This window comes from Telluria sp. ZT3P26 (assembly GCF_059686035.1).
Map to the genome: position 1 here is coordinate 257,394 of NZ_JCASII010000003.1, position 19,624 is coordinate 277,017.

General features: G+C 65.7%; 18 protein-coding genes. 8 read left to right on the forward strand and 10 right to left on the reverse strand.

The annotated features are described in order from the left end of the window. Positions 1-275: 275 nt before the first annotated feature. Entirely contained in the window at positions 276-3,506 is a 3,231-nt protein-coding gene (locus tag AC56LN_RS11880) for a di-heme oxidoredictase family protein (RefSeq protein ID WP_499571911.1), read from the reverse strand. Between the two features lie 305 nt (positions 3,507-3,811). Between AC56LN_RS11880 and AC56LN_RS11885 the strand changes: the two genes are divergently transcribed. From AC56LN_RS11885 to AC56LN_RS11895, 3 genes are all read left to right on the forward strand, one after another. After that, a complete protein-coding gene (locus tag AC56LN_RS11885; RefSeq protein ID WP_499571912.1) occupies positions 3,812-4,501 on the forward strand; it encodes a hypothetical protein in 690 nt (229 codons plus the stop codon). Positions 4,502-4,633: 132 nt separating this feature from the next. Next, positions 4,634-5,596, forward strand: coding sequence for a heme o synthase (gene cyoE, locus AC56LN_RS11890; protein WP_499571914.1), 963 nt, complete (start codon positions 4,634-4,636; stop codon positions 5,594-5,596). A 95-nt stretch (positions 5,597-5,691) separates the two neighbouring features. Beyond that, positions 5,692-7,248, forward strand: coding sequence for an alpha,alpha-trehalose-phosphate synthase (UDP-forming) (locus tag AC56LN_RS11895; RefSeq protein WP_499571915.1), 1,557 nt, complete (start codon positions 5,692-5,694; stop codon positions 7,246-7,248). A gap of 35 nt (positions 7,249-7,283) precedes the next feature. Here the strand turns inward: AC56LN_RS11895 and AC56LN_RS11900 are convergent, their stop codons facing one another. Genes AC56LN_RS11900 through AC56LN_RS11915 form a run of 4 tightly spaced genes read right to left on the reverse strand, consistent with a single transcriptional unit; the run spans position 7,284 to position 10,378 of the window. Further along, positions 7,284-7,997 (reverse strand): glycosyltransferase family 2 protein, encoded by a 714-nt coding sequence (locus tag AC56LN_RS11900; RefSeq protein ID WP_499571917.1) that lies wholly within the window; start codon positions 7,995-7,997, stop codon positions 7,284-7,286. Beyond that, on the reverse strand, positions 7,994-8,599 hold the full coding sequence (locus AC56LN_RS11905) for a class I SAM-dependent methyltransferase (protein ID WP_499571918.1): 606 nt from the start codon (positions 8,597-8,599) through the stop codon (positions 7,994-7,996). Before AC56LN_RS11905 ends, AC56LN_RS11900 begins: the two co-directional genes overlap by 4 nt. Next, positions 8,592-9,365 (reverse strand): PIG-L deacetylase family protein, encoded by a 774-nt coding sequence (locus AC56LN_RS11910; protein WP_499571920.1) that lies wholly within the window; start codon positions 9,363-9,365, stop codon positions 8,592-8,594. Before AC56LN_RS11910 ends, AC56LN_RS11905 begins: the two co-directional genes overlap by 8 nt. Beyond that, positions 9,353-10,378 carry an acyl-CoA dehydrogenase family protein gene (locus tag AC56LN_RS11915; protein WP_499571921.1) on the reverse strand — a complete coding sequence of 342 codons (1,026 nt, stop codon included), beginning with the start codon at positions 10,376-10,378 and terminating at the stop codon, positions 9,353-9,355. The genes AC56LN_RS11910 and AC56LN_RS11915 overlap by 13 nt, the downstream gene beginning before the upstream one ends. Before the next feature lie 185 nt (positions 10,379-10,563). On the opposite strand from AC56LN_RS11915, the gene AC56LN_RS11920 reads away from it, so the two are divergent. Continuing rightward, the gene (locus AC56LN_RS11920) at positions 10,564-11,022 is read left to right on the forward strand and encodes a DUF2721 domain-containing protein (RefSeq protein ID WP_499571923.1); all 459 of its coding nucleotides are present in this window, start codon (positions 10,564-10,566) and stop codon (positions 11,020-11,022) included. Between the two features lie 3 nt (positions 11,023-11,025). Here the strand turns inward: AC56LN_RS11920 and AC56LN_RS11925 are convergent, their stop codons facing one another. Next, positions 11,026-11,931 (reverse strand): alpha/beta fold hydrolase, encoded by a 906-nt coding sequence (locus AC56LN_RS11925; protein WP_499571924.1) that lies wholly within the window; start codon positions 11,929-11,931, stop codon positions 11,026-11,028. Positions 11,932-12,077: 146 nt separating this feature from the next. On the opposite strand from AC56LN_RS11925, the gene AC56LN_RS11930 reads away from it, so the two are divergent. Next, positions 12,078-12,647 carry a CGNR zinc finger domain-containing protein gene (locus AC56LN_RS11930; RefSeq protein ID WP_499571925.1) on the forward strand — a complete coding sequence of 190 codons (570 nt, stop codon included), beginning with the start codon at positions 12,078-12,080 and terminating at the stop codon, positions 12,645-12,647. 112 nt (positions 12,648-12,759) lie between these two features. Here the strand turns inward: AC56LN_RS11930 and AC56LN_RS11935 are convergent, their stop codons facing one another. Next, positions 12,760-13,140 (reverse strand): translational machinery protein, encoded by a 381-nt coding sequence (locus AC56LN_RS11935; RefSeq protein WP_482898766.1) that lies wholly within the window; start codon positions 13,138-13,140, stop codon positions 12,760-12,762. A gap of 180 nt (positions 13,141-13,320) precedes the next feature. Between AC56LN_RS11935 and AC56LN_RS11940 the strand changes: the two genes are divergently transcribed. After that, entirely contained in the window at positions 13,321-13,734 is a 414-nt protein-coding gene (locus AC56LN_RS11940) for an Rrf2 family transcriptional regulator (protein ID WP_499571927.1), read from the forward strand. Between the two features lie 33 nt (positions 13,735-13,767). Here the strand turns inward: AC56LN_RS11940 and AC56LN_RS11945 are convergent, their stop codons facing one another. Then, entirely contained in the window at positions 13,768-14,712 is a 945-nt protein-coding gene (locus AC56LN_RS11945; RefSeq protein ID WP_499571928.1) for a LysR family transcriptional regulator, read from the reverse strand. A 97-nt stretch (positions 14,713-14,809) separates the two neighbouring features. Between AC56LN_RS11945 and AC56LN_RS11950 the strand changes: the two genes are divergently transcribed. Next, entirely contained in the window at positions 14,810-16,060 is a 1,251-nt protein-coding gene (locus AC56LN_RS11950; protein ID WP_499571929.1) for an SGNH/GDSL hydrolase family protein, read from the forward strand. Positions 16,061-16,070: 10 nt separating this feature from the next. On the opposite strand, the gene AC56LN_RS11955 is transcribed toward AC56LN_RS11950, so the two are convergent. Continuing rightward, entirely contained in the window at positions 16,071-17,081 is a 1,011-nt protein-coding gene (locus AC56LN_RS11955) for a tyrosine-type recombinase/integrase (protein ID WP_499571931.1), read from the reverse strand. A gap of 871 nt (positions 17,082-17,952) precedes the next feature. Between AC56LN_RS11955 and AC56LN_RS11960 the strand changes: the two genes are divergently transcribed. Next, positions 17,953-18,540, forward strand: coding sequence for a TMEM175 family protein (locus AC56LN_RS11960; RefSeq protein ID WP_499571932.1), 588 nt, complete (start codon positions 17,953-17,955; stop codon positions 18,538-18,540). Positions 18,541-18,643: 103 nt separating this feature from the next. Here the strand turns inward: AC56LN_RS11960 and AC56LN_RS11965 are convergent, their stop codons facing one another. Continuing rightward, the gene (locus tag AC56LN_RS11965) at positions 18,644-19,606 is read right to left on the reverse strand and encodes an alpha/beta fold hydrolase (RefSeq protein WP_499571934.1); all 963 of its coding nucleotides are present in this window, start codon (positions 19,604-19,606) and stop codon (positions 18,644-18,646) included. Between the last annotated feature and the right edge of the window lie 18 nt (positions 19,607-19,624).

The window sequence follows — 19,624 nt, forward strand, 5'->3', positions numbered from 1 at the left end:
CCGGGGTCAGGTCTGACATTCGGACACGGCCTCAGCCTGAGCCACGGTTAATGGTGTCTTGACCAGCATGAGCATGGCCCGGTCCAGCTGGTTTCAACTACCCAATTGTCGAGACCGTGTCCAAATGTCAGACCTGACCCCGGCTTTATGCGGCTTTATGGTCGAGACCGTGTCCAAATGTCAGACCTGACCCCGGCTTTTGCAGTGCAGAATGGGCGAGGCGAAAAAAAGCGCCGGGCTGCGAACCCGGCGCCGTCGTCACAGCGGATGTGACATTACAGCGAGCGCAGGAAGGCCAGCAGCGCCTCGCGTTCGGTTGTCGCCAGCTTCTCGAAGCGCTTGCGCGCGGCGGCGGCTTCGCCGTCGTGCCACAGGATGGCTTCGCTCAGGGTGCGTGCGCGGCCGTCATGCAGGTAGCCGACCTTGCCGTCCTTGCCCATCACCTTGTCGCTGTAGCCGATGCCCCACAGCGGGGCGGTGCGCCACATGTTGCCGGTGGCCTGGCCTTCGACGTAGTTGTCCGCCAGGCCCGGGCCCATGTCGTGCAGCAGCAGGTCGGTGTACGGCCGGATGGTCTGGTCACGCAGTTCGGCAAACTGGTGATTCGCACCGGTCTTCATCGACGCCGTGTGGCAGGCCACGCAGCGCATCGTCTCGAACAGCTTCTGGCCCGTGGCGACCTGGCGCGTATCGACCCGGTGCTCGTCAAGTGGCGCGACGCCTTTCGGGAAGCCGCTGGCCAGGCTGCGCTGGGCCGGTACGGCCAGCAGCGCCAGGTAGTTGGAGATCGACTGCAGCTCCGCTTCCGAGATCCCGCGCTGGCGCGGCGCGGTGGTGCAGGCGGCCGGGTTGGCATCGCACGAGAGGCTCGGGTAGACGGGCGAGGTCACGGCCATGTCGGCCAGCAGCGCCGATGCGGCCTGGTGGCGCAGCGTGGCCTTCGACGCTTTCCAGCCGAAGCGGCCCAGGCGCACGGCGCCGCTTTCCGGATCGAACACGAAGTTGGCCGTGCCGCGCACACCGTCGCCGTCCGGGTTCGAGCGCACGCGCGCCAGGATGTCGGCTTCGGGAATGGCCTCGAGCAGGCCGGTACCGATCATCGGCTGGGCCGCGCGCAGCGAGACGGTCTCCGGCACCGGGCCATCGAATGCGATGGTCGGCTTGCGCAGCTCGACGTTCGTGCCGTCCGCCAGCTGGACCACGCGGGTGTCGAAGCCCGTCACGCGCACCCCGGTGCCCCAGTTCTGCGGCGTGCCGTTGCTGGAGATTGCATTCATCTGCACCGTGGTGCCATAGGTCGGGTGCGGTAGTTGCTGGCCTTGCGGGCCGACGCGCGCCACGCGCACCGCCATGCCATCGAGGCGCTGGTTGATCGCCGCCGGCGCCGGGCTGCGGCCATTGCCGACGTGGCAGGCGATACAGGCCGACTGGTTGAAGCGGCTGCCCTGCAGGCCCACTGCCGCGGCATACCGGTCGTTGCCCGCTTCATTGTGCTCGCCGGTGGTGAAGTTGGTGTGCAGCAGGCGGCGGCCTTCGACGAAGCGCTGCATGTTCTGCATGCCGACGTTGTTGTGCGGCTGCTGGAACATGAACAGGCCGTTGTCGCTGTAGTTGTACGACACTGAACCGATGCCACCGGACAGCACCTCGTCCGGCAGCGGCACCGAGTTCAGGCGTGGCTGCACGCCGTACCACGGGCGCAGGCCCTGGCCAACCACGTAGCTCCACTCCTGCGAGTAGTAGCGGATGCCGCCCGTGTCGCCCAGCGCGCCCAAGGCCTCGCGCGTGGTGAAGTACGACGGCGAGACTTCGATGATGTCGCCCTTGACGAGGGGCCGCCCCGGCACGCTGCGGCCCGTCCGGAAGCCGTCACTATTGAGTTCGCTGTGGCCCGGGTAATCCTTGACCAGCAAGGTGCAACCGCCATTGATGCCATTGGCGCTGGCCAGCCGGTTGTTCTGCGGGTAGGGCGTCGGCTTGCAGATCGGGATGTCGTTGTCGACCAGTTCACCCGGCCGCATCCAGCCATAGCCGGTGGAGTTTGGCTCGTCGAACTGGCGGAAGAAGGCAACGCCGCCCTTGAGGAAGTCGACCGTCGTGTACTGGTTCACGACCAGCATCGGTTGCTTGACGCCCGCGACGCGGCTGTTGTCGATGATCTCCACGCCCCAGGTGCGGTTCTTGTGGTACTGCGGCACGAACGTCAGGTAGTTGCCCGGGCCCTTGTCGAGCGGCAGGCCGGTGGCCGGGTCGACGGTGTCATTGGGGCCGTAGCCGATCTCGTTCCAGTCTTCGCCCCGCTCGCGGCCATGGCGCGCCAGGCCGCGGGCGCCGAAGCGCGTGACCAGCGTGCCGTCCGCCAGTGTGAATTGCAGCGATTCGATCGGCTCCGCCGTCCCCGGCAGCGGGCTCAGCGCGCCACCATTGGCCGGGAATGCCACGGCCGACGTCGGTGCATCGGGCAGCGTGTTGTCGCTGCCCGGCGACTTGAATTCGACTTCGAACAGCGAATAGCCGTACTGCGTGGCGCGCGCCACGCCCTGCAGGCGAAGGTAGCGGGCCTGGAAGCCCAGGTTGAAGAATTCCTCGACGCCGCCCTTGCCGGTGCCGACATGGCGCAGCTGCGTCCAGGCCACGCCGTCGTTCGACGTGAGCACCGTGTAGACCTTGCCGTACGATTGTTCCCAGGTCAGCTTCATGTAGCCGATGGCGGTGGGCGCGCCGAAATCGACCTGGATCCAGGCGCCGTCTTCCGCCCGGCTCGACCAGCGCGTGCCGGGCTTGCCGTCGATGGCCATGCCGGCCGCCATGCCGCCGTTCTCGGGCGTCGACGACGTCGCAGCGACGGGCTTGACCGCCACGCCGGGGCGGGTGAGGTCGACCGGTAACTGTGGCGCTGGTTGCTCCGGGCTGGGGCTGGGCGCAGCCGGGGTGCCGGTAAACGCCTGGATCTCTAGGATCGAATAGCCATACTGGCCGGCGCGCTTGACGCCTTTCACGCGCAGGTAGCGACCCTGGCCGTTCAGGCCCGTGAAATCTTCCGTGCCGCCAACGCTGTCGGTGACGGTCTTGATCGTGGTCCAGCTGCCGCCGTCCTCGGATACCTGCAGCAGGTAGGCGCTGGCGTGGGCCGCTTCCCAGTCAATCCGCACGCGCGTGATGGTCTGCGTCGCTCCGTAGTCAAGCGTCAGCGATTCATCATCGGTGAAGCGGCTGCCCCAGCGCGTGCCGGCATCATGGTCGATCGCCGCCGGGCCATCGAGATCGGGCCGCTCGGCCGACGTGGCCTGGGCCTTGACCGGGGTCAGCGCTGTCTCGGTGCCGGCGAAAACACCGGCCACGGTCCTGAACAGGCTGGCGCTGGCGTTCTGCATGACGGCAACAGGCGATTCGGCATTGCCGCCGCCGCAACCGGCCAATAGCAGTGGTAGCAGCAAGGTGGGTGCAAGCGGCAGGCCGGGCATGCGGATGCGGCGTGACGACTGCCCGCGAGGCAGTGGATCCATGGTGAAACTCCTTGGTATGAACGTCGAGGGTTGGACTGCAAAGGGCTGATCCGCACGCCCGGTCATACGCAGTGACCAGGATCGCTACAATTGCTCTATGGCAATTATTAACCGTAAGGTAACCGAACCGTTCAAGACGTGTCAAGGAATCTGCACGGATGTGACAGTTCGTTAGTGTGTGCACCCGATAAATACAGTGCAGGCACGCAGGATTTCTCCGAAAACCAATCGTGCGCGACATGCCAATTCGTACAATTGCGAATTAGCCCGTTCAGATGGGCAACAATTTTGCGAACGGAATGACGATGGGGCGATTATTTTTGTGGGCGAAGACGCGCCCGGGGCAGTGGGCGCTGCTGGCGGCACTCGTGGCCTGTTACCCAGTGAGCCTGGTGCTGCCACTGGCATGGGGCCGTGAGGCGGGTGTGCTGGAAAACCTGCAGGTACTGGTGTTGCTGAGCGGCTTCGTGTGGTCGGTAGTGGTGTTCGTGCGTCTGCGGCCGGAACGAACGGCAATGCTGGCGCTGTGGGCCGCGCCCGTCTGGCTGCTGCTGGCGGGCCGCGAGCTGAGCTGGGGCCGCGCCTGGCGCGCCGTGCCCGGGTTCGATGCGGCGGGCAGGGCGCTGCCGCCCGAACCGCTGTGGTTCCAGCCGCTGGTCTGGCCCGGCGCCGTTCTGCTGATCGGCTGGCTTGCCTACAGCGCCTGGCATCACCGCATTGATGAAGTGGTGCGCCTGGCGTTCGTGCGCAGCGCGCCGTGGCTGCTGCTGTTCGTGGCGCTGGGTGCTGCGGTGGGCTCTACCTGCGCCGAGGGGCATATGTCGTGCCATCTCGATCTGGTCGCGTCGCGCGCACAGGTCTTCGAAGAGCTGGTCGAACTGCTGGCCTACGTGGCGCTGTGCAGCCTGCAAGCGGTCGTCCTGCGGCACCGGGTGCCGGCCTTGCGCCCACGCCACGACCATCCGGCCGATGCGCGGGCGAAGGAAGTGCGCTGAGGTCTTGCCGCTGGCGGCGCGCACATGGCCTGCTTGGCAAGTAGGACAAATTGCCCGTTGGTCGCGTCGCCATTTTCCTCTAGCATGACGGGTTCTGTGAACTGACCACCTGCCTGCAGCGGTCGCCCGATCATGTCGAATTCAAAAGTTGTCGAAGTCCCGCCGGCCGCCCTGGCCATTCCTGATGTCGTTGCCGGTGCGTCCCCTTGCGGTGGCCTGGCACAACGTGCCGGCCAGTACTGGGCGCTGACCAAACCGCGCGTGACGCTGTTGACCGTATTCTGCGCCGTGATTGGCAGCCTGCTGGCCACCGACGGCGCGCCCGACTGGTCCGTGTTGCTGTACAGCGCCGCCGGCATCTGGCTGCTGGCCGGCGCCGCCTTTGCCGTTAATTGCCTGCTGGAAGCGCAGGTCGATGCACGGATGACCCGCACGGCGCGTCGCGCCACCGCGCGCGGCGACCTGGGTCCGGCCCAGACGGTGGTGTTTTCGCTGGTGCTGGGCGGCGCCGGCGCGGCCTTGTTGTACACGCAGGTCAATCCGCTGACGATGTGGCTGACACTGGCGACCTTCGTCGGCTATGCCTTCATCTATACCTTGCTGCTGAAACCCGCCACGCCACAGAATATCGTGATCGGCGGGTTTGCCGGTGCCATGCCGCCGGCGCTGGGCTGGGCCGCAGTCGCCAATGGCGTGCCGCTCGAGGCCTGGCTGCTGGTGCTGATCATCTTCCTGTGGACGCCGCCGCATTTCTGGGCGCTGGCAATGGCGCGCCGCGATGACTATGCGCGCTCCGGCCTGCCGATGCTGCCCATCACGCACGGTATGGCCCACACCGGCCAGCAGGTATGGCGTTACAGCGTGGCGCTGGCAATCGGCACCGCGCTGCCATGGGCGGTCGGCATGAGCGGGCTGTTCTACCTTGCTTGCGCATGTGTGCTGAACGCCGTGTTCCTGCGCCATGGCTGGCTGGTCCACAAGCACTACAGCGACGCGATTGCCCGCAAGGCATTCGCCTGGTCGATCATGTACCTGGCGCTGCTGTTCGGGGCACTGTTGGCCGACCATTACCTGACCCTGCTATTGGCGGTTTGAGCCGCCCTGGGTACGTCATCGAACAGAAGCGGAGAACGCTAACATCTTAAGCTGTTCCCATGACAGCTCGATACCACTCCGCCCCCACGACGAGGATGCGCAGCAATCCAGCGCATCTGCCCCTTCCAACCTTTCCCGGCGAGCGCCGCCAGGTAGCGCGCCCTGCAGCCTTGCTGCCCGAGGACGTGCGCGACAGCGCCGACCTTGGCCGGCTGATCGAACAGCTCGGCTGTGGCGACGACCTGATTGTCGTGTCCAACCGCGCGCCGTGCGTGCATACGCAGACCGCTGACGGCATCCATGCCCAACGACCCGCCGGCGGCCTGGTGACCGCGCTCGAAGCCGTGCTGTCCAAAGAAGGCGGCTGCTGGATCGCCCATGGCAGCGGCACGGCCGACCGCGCGACGGTCGACGCCAATGACCACGTGCTGCGGGAGCATCTCGATGCGCCGTACCGGCTGCGCCGCCTGTGGCTCAGCGATGCCGAAGTGGCCGGCTACTACGACGGCCTGGCCAATGAGGCGCTGTGGCCACTGTGCCACCGCACCGGCGTCGCGCCGACCTTCCGCCTTGACGACTGGACGCATTACGTGGCCGTCAACCGCCGCTTTGCCGACGCCGTGATCGCCGAGGCGGCAAGTGAGCGGCCCGTGGTACTGGTCCAGGATTATCACCTGGCGCTGGTCCCGCAGATGGTGCGCGAACAGTTGCCGGACGCCGTCATCATCCTGTTCTGGCATATACCGTTCCCGACGCCGCAGACCCTGGCCACGTTCCCATGGGCGCCGCAACTGATGGCAGGGCTGCTGGCCAGCACCGTGATGGGCCTGCAGACACCGGCCGACCTGGCCAACTTCAGCCTGGCGCGCGCCGCCATCCCCGCCATCCAGGGCCGCGGCGCGGCGCACGCCGGCGCCTATCCGATCTCGATCGCGTGGCCCGCGAGGAATGATGTGGCCCCGCCCGGCGTACGTGACGTCGTGGGCAGCCGGTTCGGCATCGCGCCCGGTGTGCGGCTGCTGGTCGGTGTCGATCGCATGGATTACACGAAAGGCCTGAGCGAGCGCCTGCAAGCCTTCGAGCTGCTGCTCGAGCGCCGGCCCGACTTGCGCGGACAGGTGACGCTGTTGCAGATCGGCGCGCCATGCCGCTCGGCGCTGGCCGCGTACCAGACCATCACGCGTGACGTCGTCGCACTGACGCAGCGCATCAATGCGCGCTTTGGCAGCGATGGATGGGAACCGGTGGTGCTGCATGCGCACAGCGCGGATGCGGCCACCGTCACCGCCTGCTACCGCGCGGCCGACGTGTGCCTGGTCACGAGCCTGCATGACGGGATGAACCTGGTGGCGAAGGAATTCGTGGCGGCCCGCACCGACCTGCGCGGCGCGCTGGTGCTGAGCAGCCAGGCCGGCGCTGCCGCCGAACTGCACCAGGCCCTGATCGTCGATCCGCGCGACATCGCCGGCATGGCGCGCGCCATCGAACGTGCACTGGACATGCCGCCGGACGAGCAGACCCGGCGCCTGCGCGCGATGCGCGGCGTCGTCAGTCAATACACGGTGTTTCGCTGGGCGGCGCAGCTGCTGGTGGATGGCATGCGCATCGCTGCGGCGCGCCGGATGGTTCGCAGCCAGGTTCACGTGACGTAAGCGGGCGGCGCGTCGCTGGTCACTCCTGACGACGCTCAGGTCGTCGTCAGGGGCGCTTCCATCTCGCACGTCACGGCCAGCAAGGTGTCGCCGAAGCCGCCGCGTGCCCGCGCATCCAGCCTGGCGCTGGTGAACACGCGCGGCAGCGCGCTCCAGGCAAAACGGGCGCCCGACAGTTCCAGCGCCCGCACCAGCAGCACGTCCTCGTGGCAAGCGACGGCGGCAAACCCGCCGGCCGCCTGATACGCCAGCGCACACACACCCAGGTTGGCGCCGTGGATATGGCGGTGATCTTCGCGGTCATGGTAGGTCCGCGCAAAATGCTCGCGCAGCAGCTGCGCCTTGTCAGCGTGGGGCGACCAGTCGTCGACCGCCACCGAGCCGCACACGACGTCTGCGCCCAGTGCCACTTGCACGGCCAGCCATTGCGGCGAGACGCGGGTATCGGCATCGGTGAACGCCAGCCAGCGCGCTTCGGCGGCAATCAGGTGCAGCGCGCCGGCCGCGCGCGCGCTGCCCACCTGGCGCGCCGAGATTTCCAGTGCATCGAGCCGGCAGCCGGCCAGCGTGAACGCCGCCTGCCACCCGCGCACGACGGCGGCCGTGCCATCGTCGCAGGCGTCGAGCACGACGCACACCAGCACCGGCTCGCCCGCCAGCTGCGGATGCGTCGCCGCGTGCAGGACGGCCTGCAGGCAGGCGCCCAGGCAGGCTTCTTCGTTATGGGCGGGGATCGCGACGCCGATCATGCGCGTTCTCCCTGCGTCGACGCAGTCGGGCGCCAGATATCGAGCACGAACGCCTCGTCACGGTGGTGCAGCGAACGGCGCAGGCCGGGCAACGCGTCGGCAATCCCGTGCACGGTCGCTGTTGATGTCACGCGGTCGTCGAAGTCGTGCAGGTAGTGGCACAGCACCAGTTCGCCGTCCGTCGCCAAGTTCGCTGCGGCGCCCGTCAGCATCGCCGTGATCGCGTCTTCATCGAAGTAATACGCCAGCTCACTAAGCACGACCAGGTCGAAGGTGTCATCACGCGGCCAGTCGGTCGGCAGGCGACGCGCCTCGAAGCGGATGCCGCGCGTGGCAGCGTCGGGGACGCGGCGCCGTGCCGCCTCCAGGGCACTGGCGGCGCCGTCGCAGGCCAGCAGGCGCTCGCAGCGATCGGCCAGCGCGAGGCTCATCTCACCGTTGCCGCAGCCGGGCTCGAATGCGCTGCGGTAGCGCGGTTTGCCGAGGCTGGCGAGCAGGATCGCGCGCTTGCGCTGTTCATACCAGGCGCCGCGCACGTCCCACGGGTCGTCCGATCGGGTATACAGGGTTTCGAAATGGGCCAGGGCTTGGGCGTCACGCATGGTCGGGGAAGTAGATCTCAAAGGGATGCAGGACGCGTTCCATGGCAAACGCGGGCAGGATGGGCGCCGCGCCATTGCTGGCGTCGCCCTCGATCTGGCTGTGGAAGCACCCAAGGGCGGCGCGCTTGCGTGCCAGCGCGTCGCCCGGCACGGCCAATTTGCGCGCCAGCGCCAGTGGCATCGCGTCATCGCCCGGGGCACTCCAGTGCCAGCCCCAGACGGGCGCCTGCAACACGCGTGCGCCGGTCTGGCGCGCGACAGCGCTGCAGGCCAGCGCCGTCGATTCGTGGTCCGGATGGCCATCGAAGCGCCAGGTCGTGATCACGACATCGCCCGGCGCGATGATGGCAGCCAGCTGGCGCTCGAGTTCGGGCGCGCCAGCCGTGACGCCGCCGTCGGGGATGTGCAGGCGCTGCACGCGGCTGGCGTCGATGCCCAGGTGGGCCAGGGCCGCGTTGGTTTCGTCCGTCCGCGCCTGGCGCAGGCGTTCCGGAGGCCAGATGGGCGAACCGGGATGGCTGGCTTCACCATCGGTGACGGCCACGATCAGCGGCGCATCACCCCGCGCCGCAACCAGATGCAGCAAGGCGCCGCAGGTCAGGATTTCATCGTCGGGATGGGGCGCGACCACGACTACGCGCGCACCGGGTGGAATCAGGTCGTCGAGGGTAACCGGCTGGACTGCGGCCAGCGCGGCGTCGCGTGCCCAGTCGGCTGCTGCCGGGCCGGTGCCGCCGATATGCCGCGAGCGGTTTACAAGGTCCATGGCGCGCTCTCCAGGGCGGCGACCAGCTTGCCGACGGCTTCCAGGTCGCGCTCCGCGTGGCTCTGGCGCATGAACACCGGCAGGTCGGCGTACAACCGGGCGAGTGCGGGATCCTTGCACAGCGGGCCGGCGCCCAGTGCGCGCCCGACGGCGTGCAACACACTATTGGCGGCGGCTTCGACGCTCAGGCGCACGGTCATCGCGGTGCGCATCGCGTTCGCGCCGGGCGCGCTGTCGATCGCGGCCGCCGCTTCGCGGATCAGCGCGGCGCAGCCTTGCAGTGCCACCGTGACCTCGCCCAGCTGGGCCAGGCGATGCGGGTCGCTGCGTTCGGCCAGTCGTTCACGCAGCACGTCGGCCAGGCGGGTGGCCGCGCCGAACCAGCATGCGGCCACCCCCGCACCACCTTGCCAGAAACCGGCACGCTCGACATAAAAGCCCGGGCCACCCAGTGGCGTGGCCACGACATCGTCGAACCAGACATCGACGCTGGCCGTGGCACGCATGCCCACAGCATGCCAGCCGTCGTCGGTCACACGCACGCCGCGCTGGCGCAGGTCGACTGCAGCCAGCATCGGGGCGCCATCGGCATCCCAGCAACTCACCACCGCATGCGTGACGCCATGGGCGCCCGAGCACCAGGCCTTGCGGCCGCGCAGGATAGGGCCGTCAACAGACGGCAGCAGTGCCAGGCGCGCATCCGGCGGCTCCGCGCACCAGGTTCCCCAAGTGGCTTTGACCAGGTCCGCAAGGACGTGCTCGTTTGCTTCATGCAGGATGGCGACGGCATCAGTGTGACCTTCGAACACCTTGGCCAGGGGCAGGTCATGCGCGCCAACAGCGGCCAGTGCCTGCCAGCGGGCCAGCGTCGCGCCATGGCCGGGCAGGGGAAGACGAGCGTGGCCGTCCTGAACGAGTGCGGCCAGCGCATCTGGCGGGGGCATGCCAGCGAGGCTGGCCAGGCTGCCGCGCAGCGTGGTCAGTGCAGGGGAAGGTGAAGCGGGAATCTGCATGGCATCGACGTGTTTATATGGCAACGGTCTGATGCTAGCAGGCGAGGCAGCATTCTGCCTGTTCGCCATGTCACACAGTCTGGCACTATGTGTTCCAGGTGTTGCGTCGCCAATCTGCCACTCGTGCAGTGGCAGATTGATACTGATACACTGCCGCCATCTTCCTCTCCACGGACAGCGTTGCAATGAACATCCAGCTCGGCGATATTGGTCAGGTCATCCAGCTGGCGATCGCGCCCGTGTTCCTGCTTGCCGGCGTCAGCATCCTGCTGATCGTGCTGACCAACCGCCTGGGGCGCATCATCGACCAGATGCGCCTGCTCGAGGATCGCGCCGTCAAGTGCGTGGATGTCGAGTGTGTGGCTGCGCTGAGCCATCTGCACCGCCGCTCTTTTCTGATCAATATCGCGATTGCCACCAGCACCCTGTGCGGCCTGCTGATCTGCCTGGTGATCGCGATGCTGTTTCTTGGCGACGCCACCGGCCTGCCGCTGGTCCATCTGATCGCTGGCAGTTTCATTGGCGCGATGCTGGCCCTGACGGCCAGCTTCATCTGCCTGATGCGCGAGGTGTCGCTGTCGTACCGCCTGATGCGTCAGCAGCAGCTGATGGCGATGGCCAGGTGCGCGGAGCACGTGGCCTGACCGTTACGCCTTGTTGTCGCGCCTGCCCGTGACATGCCGGTCGAGGAAGCCGTGCATTGCATCGGCGATCTCGGACACGTGGGTTTCCAGCGCAAAGTGACCGGTATCGAGGAAGCGCACCTCTGCATGCGGCAGATCGCGTGCGAACGCATGTGCGCCCGCCGGCAGGAAGAACGGATCGTTCTTGCCCCAGATCGCCAGTAACGGGGGCTGGTGCTGGCGGAAGTACGCGTGCAGCTGTGCGTACTGCGCGATGTTCTGTCCGTAATCGACCAGCAAGTCCAGTTGTGCGTCGACCCCGATCCGTTCGGTGGCGGCGAACGCCAGCGCGTAGCCATCGGGTGCGACGCGCGACACATCCGTGACACCTTCCGTGTACTGCCACTTTGTCATCTCGAATGAATTGAATGTTCGCAGCGCTTCACGATTCGCCGGGCTCGGATCGGCCCACGCGGCGCGCATCGGCGCCCAGCCCGGGCTCAGGCCTTCTTCATAGCCATTGCCGTTCTGGCTCACGAGCGCCGTGATGCGCTCCGGATGGCGCACCGCCAGACGCCAGCCGACCGGGGCGCCGTAGTCGAAGACATACATCGCATAGGTGTCCAGGCCCACGGCGGTGGTAAATGCGTCGATGACGTCCGCAAGATGCGCGAACGTGAAGGTGAAGTCCGGGTCGGTGCGCGTCATGCCGAAGCCCGGCAGATCGGGCGCGATGACGCGATAGCTGGTGGCCAGCGCCGGGATCAGGTCGCGGAACATGTGTGACGACGCGCCGAACCCGTGCAGCAGCAAAACGGCAGGTGCATTGGCCGGGCCGGCTTCGCGGTAGAACACATCGGTGCCATCGATGTCGATCGTGGCATAACGGATGACCGGCGTGACGCCGGCCGGGGAAGGTGAGTGCGGCATGAGGTGTCTCCTTGGTGAACTTGATTTCAATAACCTATAAAAATTCGTTTACAGGTTATGGATGCATTGTTGCACGGTTGGAGTAACCCTTCAAGTATAATCTTGGTGGTTATTCATCTGGGGGCAGAATGGCAGGACCATCGAACATGGAGCTTGAAGCAGCGCCGCTGATCGCCGATCATATGGCGCTGGACATGCTCAATACCGAAGCGGGCACGGGCGACGCGCGGCAGGATTTCTGGCATAGCAATGCTGCCGTGCTGGACTGGCTGGAACGTTCCGGTATCGATGCGGGAGCGGTTGCGGGACCCGTTGCGGATACCCTGCTGCGCGATGCCAGGGCCTTGCGCGCTGCGGCGCGCGACCTGATCACGCGCCGTTTGCAGGGGGAGCGCGGTGATCCTGCGCGACTCAACCAGTATCTGGCGGCGATGGCGTCGACGCCCGTCCTGGTCTGGGATGAGGCGCAACCGCTGCTCGTACGGCAGGGCGCAGCGCCATCACCGGCGCGCGCGTTGGGGGCGCTGGCAGAAGCCGTGGCGACCTTGCTGGCCGACGGCGATTTCGCGCTGGTCCGGCAGTGCGAGCATCCGGATTGCGTGCTGTGGTTCTATGACCGCACGAAGTCGCACCGGCGGCGCTGGTGCAGCATGGCGCTGTGTGGCAATCGGCACAAGGCCGCGCAGTTTCGCGCGCGAAACCGGCCGGCAGCGTAAGCGCTGCAATTGATACTGCTGAAGTTGCGGTTTATGGGAAGACGTTAAAAAACCCGCTATGCCGTGATGGCAAGCGGGTTCATCGCGCTGGCGCTGAATGCCTGGCAGCGACTTACTTCATGCCGCCGCTGCTGACGAAATGCTCGCGTGCGTAGGCAAGCAGCTGGCCTTCCGATGGATGATCCACGGTTTCGACAGACTTGATCTTGTCGGCGATGGCCGGCATCTTGCTCGTCAGGTAGGAAACGAACGCGGTCTTTTCTTCGGCCGGGCCGACGACCAGGATCTGCTCGCTGTCGGTCAGCGCAGCGGCGATGTCTTTGTAGAACAGCGTATTGTCGTCGCCGTTGACGTGGTTGTCACCATGCTTCTGGTGCGGGTGCGGGTGGGTCGAGTGCGTTTTCATCGATTCCGATTCCGACGCATTCTTGTCGAAGTGGATGACTTGGGCTTTGGTGTGGTCGAGCCAGACGACGGCGTTATTCAGGGACATGGTTGCTTTCGTAATAGAGTGTGATCCGAGCATAGCGCATGTGCCGTGATGGCAGGGTGCGCTACCACACGCACGTCCAATCACAAGGCTTCAAACTGAAACTCGACGAATTGCGTTCAACGCTCGAGGATATCGATACTCCTGAAGTTTCGGTATCATGGCGGCAGGAGGATTTCAACGATGAGAGCAGATTTCAGGCTGGCGCGCATGCTGCACGTCCTGAGCCACATTCACGGTCGCACCAACACCACGAGCTCCGAGGAGCTCGCGGTCATGCTCAATACGAATCCCGTGCTCGTGCGCCGGATGATGGGCGGTCTGCGCGCGGCCGGGTATGTGACGTCGACCTCGGGGCGCAATGGCGGCTGGGTGCTGGCCGTCAATCCTGAAGAGATCACGGTACTCGATGTGTATCAGGCGCTGGAAGAGCCCGTGATCTTTGCGATCGGCGCGAATGTCGATCATCCGGGCTGTCCGCAGGAACAGGCAATCAACGGCGCACTTGAAGTGGCGATGGCGCAGGCGGCCGGCACGCTGCTGCGCGAATTCGGGCAGGTGCGCCTGTCGGCGTTCATCACGCCTGCGGCGACGTAAGCGGCGCCCATGTCGGTGAAGTTTGACCTGCCGTCAACAAGTCGTTGATGGAAGCGTGTGATTGCCTGCCGCCGGCGCCGCGACCTGAAAACCGCCCAGCTGCCTGAATTGTTCCACCGTGAAATCGATGAACGTTTTCACGCGCAGCGGCTGGTAGCGACGCGACGGTGTCAGCACGTACAGGTCCTGGTGGCGGGCGGCCCAGCCTTCCAGCACCTGCACCAGTTCTCCGCTGGCTAGTAAATCGTGGATCAGCCAGTCGGGGCAGATGGCAATGCCGCTCCCCAGCACGAGCGCTTCACGGATCGCCAGCGCATTGTTGACGCGATACCGGCTGCGCACCGGCACCCGGATTGTGTCACCGCCACGCTGCAGATCGATTGTCGTGCCGGGTGTCAGGGCAAAGCGCACGAAGTCATGGCTGGCCAGATCGGCCGGCTGCTCTGGCACGCCACGCTGGTGCAGATACGCGGGCGAGGCGGCGAGACAGCGCGGGATCGTGGCCAGGTGGCGTCCGGTGACATCCGCCGGCAGCGGGCCGCCAAGCCGAAACGCGATATCCACGCCCTCCGCGACCATATCGATGTAGCGATCGTCCAGTATCAGTTCGATGTCCACGGCCGGATGCGCCGCCAGAAAGCGCGCGACGATCGCGTTGATCGTGAGTTGCCCCAGGCCGACCGGCGCATTGATGCGCAGCAGACCCGACACCTGGCCGCCCATCCCCTGGACGGTGCCGACGGCAGCGTCGAACCCGTCGAGTACCAGTTTGGCGTCCAGGTAGAACTGCCGGCCCTGTTCGGTTGGTGACAAGCCCCTGGCACTGCGCTGGAACAGCCGCACGCCAAGATCCTGCTCGAGCTGGGCCAGCAGCTTGCTGACCGTCGGCTGCGTGGTCCCAAGCTCGCGCGCTGCCGCCGACAGGCTGCGCAGCTCCAGTGTTCGTACGAAGGTGCGCATTGCCCGGAGGGTATCCATCTATTATTCTCGAATGGAATGAGTGATGTTCGACTTTAGCACCTTCCAGCGCAGTTTCGAATGACCTATCGTGGGTTCTTTATCACTGAGAATCCCCATGGGCCACTACATCTACCCCGCAGCGGTCTGGGCCGCGATGTTCTTCGCAGGCAACGCACTGGCAGGGGACGCACGAACGCACTGGGTCACGTCCTGGTACGCAGCGCCGCAGCCCGGCTGGGATCGCACATTCGTCCTGCCGATGAATGTTCCCGCCATCCTGGGTGACCAGACCGTGCGTGAGAACGTCCGGATCAGTGCCGGCGGCGAGCGCATCAAGCTGGTGTTCTCGAACCGCTATGGCAAAGCCCCGCTCGAGATCGGCGCGACCAGCGTGATGACGCGCGAGGTGACGTTTGCAGGCGCGCGGCAGGTGACCATCGCGCCCGGCGCGACGGCCACGAGCGACCCGATTGCGCTGCGCGTCGCGCCGTTGTCGCTGCTGCAGGTCACGACGTACCTGCCGAAGACGACCGCAGTAACCGGTTTTCACTGGGGCGGGTCGCAGAGCATCAGCGTCGCTGCCGGCAACGCCACGCAGGCGGCCGGTTTCTCGAACGCGGTGCGGGTGGAAGGGCGCCTGTTTCTCAGTGCCGTGCAGGTTGACGCCTTGCCGGACGGCCGCACGGTGGTGGCGCTGGGCGACTCCATCACCGATGGCAATGGATCGACACCGGATGCGGATCGGCGCTGGCCTGATTTCCTGGCACGCCGGCTGGCGCCACACGGCATCGCGGTGGCCAACGCCGGCATTTCCGGTGCGCGGCTGCTGAAAGACGGCATGGGTGACAGCGCCCTGTCCCGGTTTGACCAGGATGTGCTCAGTCAGCCCGGGGTGGCGGACGTGGTTGTCCTGCTGGGTATCAATGACATCGGCTGGCCCGGCAGCCCCTTCGCGCCGGATGACGCGATGGTGACGCTGGACGCGTTGACGGCGGGCTTTCGCCAGCTTGCGCTCAGCGCGCGCGCCAGGGGAATCCGGATCACGGTGGGCACGCTGCCACCGTTCGAAGGCGCGCTCGAGGGTACGCCGTTTGCCGGGCATTACAGCCCGCAGAAAGAGGCGCTGCGCGAACGGTTGAATGACTGGATCCGGCGCGCTGGCGTCTTCGATGCGGTGGTCGACTTCGACGCGGCGCTGCGCGATCCGGATCGGCCGCAGCGCCTGCGGGCCGCCTTCGATTCGGGCGACCATCTGCATCCGGGCGATGCAGGATATCGGCGGATGGCCGAAGCCGTCGATATTGGCGTGATCGTGGCGCGCCATCCAGGCGCTGGTCGTGACGCTACGACGGGTCGGACAGAGTGAGCCGGCCGGATCAGCCCTTGTCGTCGCTGTGTTCGCCCGGATCCGGCTTGACGCGCGTGAGCTTGTAGTCGGCCGCGGAGCGCTCGAGCGCCAGGCCGAGCACATCCTTGAGTTCGTCGGGACTCGCCCCACTGTCGAGTTGCTGCTTGGCGAACGTATTGCGCAGCGTGCGCCCGCCGGAGCGCGCCAGATCCATCCCGGCACGCTCGAACGTGGCGCGCATCTGCACGTAGACCGTTTTTCTCGTCATCCTGGCGCCGGCAGCGTTGGCCGGGAAGACAAACTGGCCAGGGATGGCCAGCGTCTCGCGCTCGGCAAGCCACGGCAGCAGCTCATCGGCGCCGTCGCGGGGGAGGGTGATCGTGTGTTCATGGCTGGTGTCATGCTTTTCGTCCGGCGTGATCGTCAGCACGATCGAGCCGTCGAGCGCCTGCTGGCGGCCGATCTCGGACATCAGCAAGCCGATCGCTTCCGATACGCGCAAGCCGGCCAGCGCGATGACGACCTGCATGGCACGGTCGCGGCGGCGTTTCCAGCCCTCGAACGGGGTGCTGGTACGGCGTTTGGGCGCTTCGGCTGGCAAGGCTGCGAAGAACCGCACCAACTGCTCGTCGGACAATGTGCGGCCGGCTTCATCGCGCGTCATGTGGGCACGATCAATGTGGAGGATGGCCAGCTGGGCAGGGTTGGGGTTGACGTCCAAGTGCTCGTAGCAGCGTTCCAGCAGGCGCAGGTAGCGGTAGGCGATCTTGCTGTTGAGGATGAGCTTTCCCTTGGTAGTGCGGCCGATGAAACGGGCCAGGTCAGTGTGGGTGACGGTGGAGAAGGTGAGGCCATTCTCGAGCATCCAGCCCGCCACGTTGGCGAACATGAAGTTGTAGATCTTGGCCGATGCCGCTGAAGGGATGCGCAGCGTGCCATCGGCAGGCAGGCGACGGCCGGTTTCGGCGAATGCTGTCGTGGCGACAAATTGCCTGAATGCCTGGATGGGATCACGGTCCCATGAAGTTGGTGTGAGCATGGAAGATCAGATTAGATGGCGAGGAATCAGATTATCATAAAAGGTAACTAACCAACGTATAATTCAATCAAAGCGACCATATCAACATGTTCGACTACGGCAAAGACAGCAACTAAAAAACAAGCCACCAGAAGGGAGGTTTGATCATGCCTTGTCCGGTTGGGGGAGGTAGCACCCCGCAGGACTGGCGCTGTGCACTTCGGAACAGGCAGGTCAGTTCAGACAAGCTGATGCAGGAGGAGGGACCTGTCAGTGGCATATCTGGCTACGCGTGACTTTCTGTGAGGTTGAGGGGATTTTTTTGCGATACCATCAAACCGAAGCACGCGATCATTCAACCGGGAGGAAGTATGTATCAATGTCCTCAATGTCACGATCACGCCATCTCCGCTTCCTCGACGTTATTCACGACGCTCGACAGCACCGTTACGTGCCCGACATGCATGACGACACTGCGCATCAAGCACAAGGCGACAAATTACCTGGTGATCGCGTACATGTGTCTTCGCGCAGTCTTGTCGTCAGTGCTGCCAGAAGGCTATGAGGTCGGGATCTTCGTCGAGTCGAGTGTGATCATTACCTTGGCCATACTGCAATTCCTGTTGACTGAGTACGACGTAGTTGGCAGCACAGGGTCGCAGACTTCTTCACCGGGTTAGGCGCTCCACGACGGCCTGCAAACCGGAACTCCAGCAATTACGAAAACTGTTGTTGTCCTTCCCTTGATTCAATCCGGAGGCGTCGCGGTTACGCACACGGAGACGAAGACGGCAGTATTCGTGCCAGACCGAGATCGAACGCGCCGGCCGCCGGCCGGCACCACTATCCCTTGATAGGGGAAGCGTGCCTTCTTCCGCGCTAAGGTGGCGGCATGGACAAGAACCGCACCGAGGCATTCAGCGACGGCGTCATCGCCATCATCATCACGATCATGGTGCTCGAGCTGCATGCGCCTGCATCCAACAGCCTGGCCGCCATGGCCGATGCCGGGCCGGCCCTGGCGCGCTACCTGCTCAGCTTTGTCTACGTCGGTATCTACTGGGTCAACCACCATGCGCTGCTGGACCGGGTGCGGCGCATCGATGCGCCGGCCCTGTGGGCCAACCTGCACCTGCTGTTCTGGATGTCGCTGATTCCCTACGTGACGGCGTGGGCCGGCGAGCACCCGATGGATCCGGTACCGGTGGCACTGTACGGCGTGATTTTGATGAACTGCGCGCTGGCCTTCACGCTGTTGTCGTGGTGCCTGCAGCGCGGCAGCGGCGCTGCAGGCACCGCCTGGGCCAGCCGCAAGAACCGTTTTTCGGTGCTGATGTATGCACTGGCTGTCCTGTTGTCGCTGTGGTCCACACTGGCAGGTGCGCTGGTGCATATGCTGCTCGCACTTATCTGGCTCAAGCCGGACGTTCGCCCACGGGCCACGGAAGCGGGAGACATGGCAGAGACCCGAGACAGATAATGAGAGCGCCATGCTCGACCACGTGGAAACCCGGGTCTCTTCGGAACATGCCAGGCCGCACCGGCCCCCGTCCGGGAAGCCGGCGCAGGGGGCCTGAGGCGCGTCAGGCCTTGATGAAGGCCAGCAGGTCCGCGTTGAGGCGGTGCTTGTGGGTGGTCGGCAGGCCGTGCGGCGCGCCTTCGTAGACCAGCAGGGTCGCGTTCTTCACCAGCTTCGCCGCCGCCTTGCCGGAGGCGTCGATCGGGACGATCTGGTCGTCCGAACCATGCACGATCAGGGTTGGCACGTCGATCTTCTTCAGGTCGGCGGTGAAGTCGGTCTCCGAGAACTGCTTGATGCAGTCGTAGGCGTTCTTCAGGCCGCACTGCATGCCCTGCGCACGGAACGTGTCGCGCACGCCCTGCGAGACCTTGGCACCCGGGCGGTTATAGCCGTAGAAGGGCATCGTCAGGTCCATGAAGAACTGCGAGCGGTCTTCCACCACCGACTTGCGGATGCCGTCGAACACATCCATCGGCAGGCCGCCCGGGTTCGTGGCCGACCGGACCATCTGCGGCGGCACTGCGCCCACCAGCACCGCCTTGGCCACGCGCTGATTGCCATGGCGACCGATGTAGTGTGCGACTTCGCCGCCGCCGGTCGAATGGCCAACCAGCACCGCGTTCTTCAGGTCGAGGTGCCGGATCAGTGCCGCCAGGTCGTCCGCGTAGTGGTCCATGTCGTTGCCGTTCCACGGCTGGCTGGACAAACCGTGGCCGCGGCGGTCGTGCGCGATCACCCGGTAGCCCCGCGCGGCCAGGAAAAACATCTGGTCTTCCCAGGCATCGCCCTGCAGCGGCCACCCATGGCTGAACACGACTGGCTGGCCGCTGCCCCAGTCCTTGTAGTGGATGACAGTGCCGTCTTCGACGGTCAGGTAGTTGCCGGCGCGCCCGCCCGGTGTGGACGGACGTTGTGGCTTGGTCGCGGCGGCAGCGTTGCCGGCCACCGCGAGGCCGGCGCCGATGGCGCCGGATGCGGCGCCCGCCAGCAGGCTGCGGCGCGACAGGGTAGCTTGGTTCGACATGGTGGATCCTTTCAGGTT

Bases quoted from the DNA above. Each gene is read 5' to 3' on its own strand.
- AC56LN_RS11885 (WP_499571912.1), top strand. From the start codon at position 3,812: ATGGGGCGATTATTTTTGTGGGCGAAGACGCGCCCGGGGCAGTGGGCG.
- AC56LN_RS11880 (WP_499571911.1), bottom strand. From the start codon at position 3,506: ATGGATCCACTGCCTCGCGGGCAGTCGTCACGCCGCATCCGCATGCCC.
- AC56LN_RS11925 (WP_499571924.1), bottom strand. From the start codon at position 11,931: ATGCCGCACTCACCTTCCCCGGCCGGCGTCACGCCGGTCATCCGTTAT.
- AC56LN_RS11935 (WP_482898766.1), bottom strand. From the start codon at position 13,140: ATGTCCCTGAATAACGCCGTCGTCTGGCTCGACCACACCAAAGCCCAA.
- cyoE (WP_499571914.1), top strand. From the start codon at position 4,634: ATGTCGAATTCAAAAGTTGTCGAAGTCCCGCCGGCCGCCCTGGCCATT.
- AC56LN_RS11905 (WP_499571918.1), bottom strand. From the start codon at position 8,599: ATGCGTGACGCCCAAGCCCTGGCCCATTTCGAAACCCTGTATACCCGA.
- AC56LN_RS11895 (WP_499571915.1), top strand. From the start codon at position 5,692: ATGCGCAGCAATCCAGCGCATCTGCCCCTTCCAACCTTTCCCGGCGAG.
- AC56LN_RS11965 (WP_499571934.1), bottom strand. From the start codon at position 19,606: ATGTCGAACCAAGCTACCCTGTCGCGCCGCAGCCTGCTGGCGGGCGCC.
- AC56LN_RS11930 (WP_499571925.1), top strand. From the start codon at position 12,078: ATGGAGCTTGAAGCAGCGCCGCTGATCGCCGATCATATGGCGCTGGAC.
- AC56LN_RS11900 (WP_499571917.1), bottom strand. From the start codon at position 7,997: ATGATCGGCGTCGCGATCCCCGCCCATAACGAAGAAGCCTGCCTGGGC.
- AC56LN_RS11940 (WP_499571927.1), top strand. From the start codon at position 13,321: ATGAGAGCAGATTTCAGGCTGGCGCGCATGCTGCACGTCCTGAGCCAC.
- AC56LN_RS11910 (WP_499571920.1), bottom strand. From the start codon at position 9,365: ATGGACCTTGTAAACCGCTCGCGGCATATCGGCGGCACCGGCCCGGCA.
- AC56LN_RS11950 (WP_499571929.1), top strand. From the start codon at position 14,810: ATGGGCCACTACATCTACCCCGCAGCGGTCTGGGCCGCGATGTTCTTC.
- AC56LN_RS11955 (WP_499571931.1), bottom strand. From the start codon at position 17,081: ATGCTCACACCAACTTCATGGGACCGTGATCCCATCCAGGCATTCAGG.
- AC56LN_RS11915 (WP_499571921.1), bottom strand. From the start codon at position 10,378: ATGCAGATTCCCGCTTCACCTTCCCCTGCACTGACCACGCTGCGCGGC.
- AC56LN_RS11960 (WP_499571932.1), top strand. From the start codon at position 17,953: ATGGACAAGAACCGCACCGAGGCATTCAGCGACGGCGTCATCGCCATC.
- AC56LN_RS11920 (WP_499571923.1), top strand. From the start codon at position 10,564: ATGAACATCCAGCTCGGCGATATTGGTCAGGTCATCCAGCTGGCGATC.
- AC56LN_RS11945 (WP_499571928.1), bottom strand. From the start codon at position 14,712: ATGGATACCCTCCGGGCAATGCGCACCTTCGTACGAACACTGGAGCTG.